Raw genomic sequence first — 3,754 nt, 5'->3', positions numbered from 1 at the left:
CTGGGCCTCCCTCTTCGCCGGACGCGGTGCCCGCATCGTCGACCTGCCCACCTACCCCTTCCAACACCAGCGCTACTGGCTCGACGCCACCGCCTTTACCGGTGGCGACCCCACGGGCCTGGGGCAGGCGCCCGCAGCGCACCCCCTGCTGGGTGCCGCTATCGCCCTACCCGCGACCGGTGCGGTCGCCTTCACCGGACGGCTGAGCACCGACACCCACCCCTGGCTCACCGACCATGCCGTCCACGGCACCACCCTCCTGCCCGGCACCGCACTGGTCGAACTCGCCCTCCACGCCGGCCACCGCACCCACACCCCCGTCCTCGACGAACTCACCCTCCAAGCCCCCCTCACCCTCCCCGACCACACCCCACTCGCCCTCCAAGTGGTCGTCAACGCCCCCGACGACACCGATCACCGCACGGTGCAGGTGTTCTCCAGACCTGAACACGGCGATGACACGGTTCCGGACGAGCAGGAGTGGCGGCTGCACGCCGAGGGGGTACTCGCCCCGCAGTCGGCTGCCGAGCCAGGGCCGGAGCCGGTGACCGGACCGGGCGGGGTTTGGCCGCCCGAGGGTGCCACGCCCGTACCGCTCGACACGTTCTACACGAGCCTCACCGCGCAGGGCCTGGAGTACGGTCCCGTCTTCCGGGGACTCCACGCGGCCTGGCGGGACGCCGACGCCCTGTACGGGGAAGTCGCCGTGCCCGACGACACGTCGGTCGACGCCGCCGCGTACGGCGTGCACCCGGCGCTGCTCGATGCCGCTCTGCACACCAGCTTCCTGGAGGGAGACGCGGACGCAGGTCCGTCCGTCCCGTTCGCATGGAACGGTGTACGCCTGCACGCGACCGGCGCGTCCGTGCTGCGCGTCCGCATCACCGGTGGCGGCGCGGGCACCGGTTCGGGCACCGGTTCGGGCCCGACGTCGGTCTCCGCGCTGCGGCTGGACGCCGTCGACATCACCGGCGCCCCCGTGGTCACCGTGGAATCGCTGGCCGCCCGGACCATCTCGGCCGAGCAGCTCAGTGGACCGTCCAAGGGTGCTCACCGCTCCCTCTTTGAGGTGAGCTGGCTGCCGGCCCTCCCCACTCGGGCCGCCGAGGAGGCCTTGGACGCGGCCAGGTGGGCGTCGTTCGGCGCGGACGGCCTGGGGCTCGGCCATCCGGATCTGTCGACCGTGCTCGACGATGGGGAGGAGCCGCCGGCCGTCGCCGTCCTCGGCTGGGTCGCCGACCCCGGCGCGCCGATGCCGGACCGGGTGCGCTCCGCCACGGGCTCCGTGCTGGCGGCTCTCCAGGCGTGGGCCGCCGACGAACGGCTCGAAGCCTCCCGTCTGCTGGTGGTCACCCGGGGCGCCGTCATGACGCGGCCCGGCGGGGACAACGTCTCGGATCTGCCCGGCACCGCGGTGTGGGGCCTGGTGCGGTCCGCCCAGGCCGAGAACCCCGACCGCCATCTGCTGGTCGACCTCGACGACGACCCCCGCTCGCTCGCCGCCCTTCCCGCGGCCGTAGCAACCGGTGAACCCCAACTCGCCATCCGTGGCGGTGAGATCCTGATGCCACGGCTGACCCCCGCCGACCGGAACGAGGGCATCGACAACACGACGCCCCCCTGGGACGCCACCGGTACGGTGCTCATCACCGGCGGCACCGGTGGGCTGGGTCGTCTCGTCGCCCGCCACCTCGTCACCGAACACGGCGTCCGTCATCTCCTCCTCACCAGCCGACGGGGCGCGGAAGCCGAGGGCGCCGCCGAACTGGCTGCGGAACTGGCCGAGTCGGGCGCCGAGGTCCGTATCGAGGCCTGCGACGTCGGCGACCGGAACGCGCTCGCGAAACTCCTCGCCGGCATCAATCCGCGGCATCCGCTCACCGGCGTCGTACACACCGCGGGCGTCGCCGCGAACGCCGTCGTCAGCGCGCTGACCCCCGAGTACCTCGACCACGTCCTCGGTCCGAAGGCGGACGCCGCCTGGCATCTGCACGAGCTCACCCGTGACCTGCCGCTCACGGCGTTCGTCCTGTTCTCCTCGTCGTCCAGCGTCGTGGACGGACCGGGTCAGGGAAACTACGCCGCCGCCAACCTCTTCCTCAGCGGACTCGCGGAGCACCGCGCTGCCGCTGGGCTGCCTGCACACTCCCTGGCCTGGGGCCTATGGGGCGAAGGGCATGGAATGGTCCGCGGTCTCAAGACCGCCGATGTGGAGCGCATCCGCCGCTGGGGCATGACCGCACTGACCACGGCCGAAGGCCTGGAGCTCTTCGACATCGCCGTACGACGCGGGGTCCCCGCCCAAGTGCCCGCTCACCTGCACCCGGCGGTGATACGGGAGCGCGCCGACGGGGTGCCGACGCTGCTGCGCGGCCTGGTCCGCACGGCCGCCCCCGGTGCCCGCCGCAGCGCGGCCCGTGCCACGGCGGCGGGCACCGCCCAGGGGCCGTCGCTCGCCCTGCGCCTCGCCGGCCTGTCGGACGAGGAACGCGAGAACGCGGTGGTCGACCTGGTCCGCACCCATGTGGCCGCGGTGCTCGGCCACCCCGGTCCCGAGGCCGTGGCACCGGACCGACCGTTCCTGGAGCTGGGCTTCGACTCCCTCGGGGCCGTGGAACTCCGCAACCGTCTCAAGGGCACCGTCGGCATCCCGATGCCGGCCACCATCGTCTTCGACCACCCGAGCGCCCGTGCCCTCGCCGGCTGGATCCTGACCGAGACGGGAGCGGGAACGGACGGCGCGGCCGGGTCGGGAACCGGCCAGCGAGACCGTGTCGGGGCGACAGCCGACCCGGCGGGGGAATCGCTCAGCGCTCTGTTCCGCCAGGCCATCGAACGCGACCGCCTCAATCAGGGCGTTGCCATCCTTGACCTGGCCGCCGGCCTGCGCCCCACCTATGCAACCCCTGATGAACTTCCCGAACTGCCGCCCACGGTACGGCTGGCGACCGGACCGCAACAGCCCGGCCTGTTCTGCTTCCCCTCACCGGCGGCCATGGGCGGAGCCCACCAGTTCCTCAGGCTGGCGGCCGCCATGCGCGGGCAGCGGGACGTCTCCGCCGTACCGCTGCCCGGCTTCGCCGACAGCGAGAGTCTGCCGGGCACCTTCGCCACCGTGGTGGAGGGCTGCGCCCGCCAGATCCTTTCGGCCGCCGGGGACAAGCCCTATGTGCTGCTCGGCTACTCGGCGGGCGGCATTTTCGCGCACGCCACCGCCCGCCGCCTGGAGCAGGCCGGTACCGGTCCGCGGGCCGTCGTCCTGCTGGACACCTACCATCCCAAGACTGAGGGGCTGGTCGGACTCATCGCCCAGATGTTCGCCGGACTCTTCGAGAAGGAAGCCCTGTTCGGCCCGTTCACCAACGCCCGTCTGACGGCCATGGCCTGGTACGGGCAGCTGATGGAGGACTGCGACCTCGACGACATCACCGCGCCGATCCTCTTCGCCCGTCCCAGGGCCTGGGCGGGCGACGCGGAGACGGCGACGACCACCGACGCCTGGCGCACCTCCTGGGACACGGCGCACACCGTCGTCGACGTCGAGGGCGACCACCTGACGATGGTCGAGTCCGAGGCACACCGCACGGCCGGGATCGTCAACGACTGGCTCGCGACCCTGGACTGACCCGTGCTGGTGGCGGTAGCGGCCGACCGAAACGACGACGGGCCGGGCTCATGAAGCCCGGCCCGTGCTCGTCCTGCCCCTGCCCCTGCCCCTGCCACACGGCTGTCGGCGGGCCCGTCACCGCATCGC

General features: G+C 72.8%; 1 protein-coding gene. It reads left to right on the top strand.

From position 1 onward, the window contains the following. A partial coding sequence (locus tag ACFWI9_RS33310; protein ID WP_387168762.1) for a type I polyketide synthase occupies positions 1 to 3,625 on the top strand: 3,625 nt, incomplete at its 5' end. Between the last annotated feature and the right edge of the window lie 129 nt (positions 3,626 to 3,754).

The sequence above is a fragment of the Streptomyces sp. NPDC127084 genome (assembly GCF_042724175.1).
GTDB lineage: Bacteria > Actinomycetota > Actinomycetes > Streptomycetales > Streptomycetaceae > Streptomyces.
This window is presented reverse-complemented; position numbering and strand designations above follow the sequence as displayed.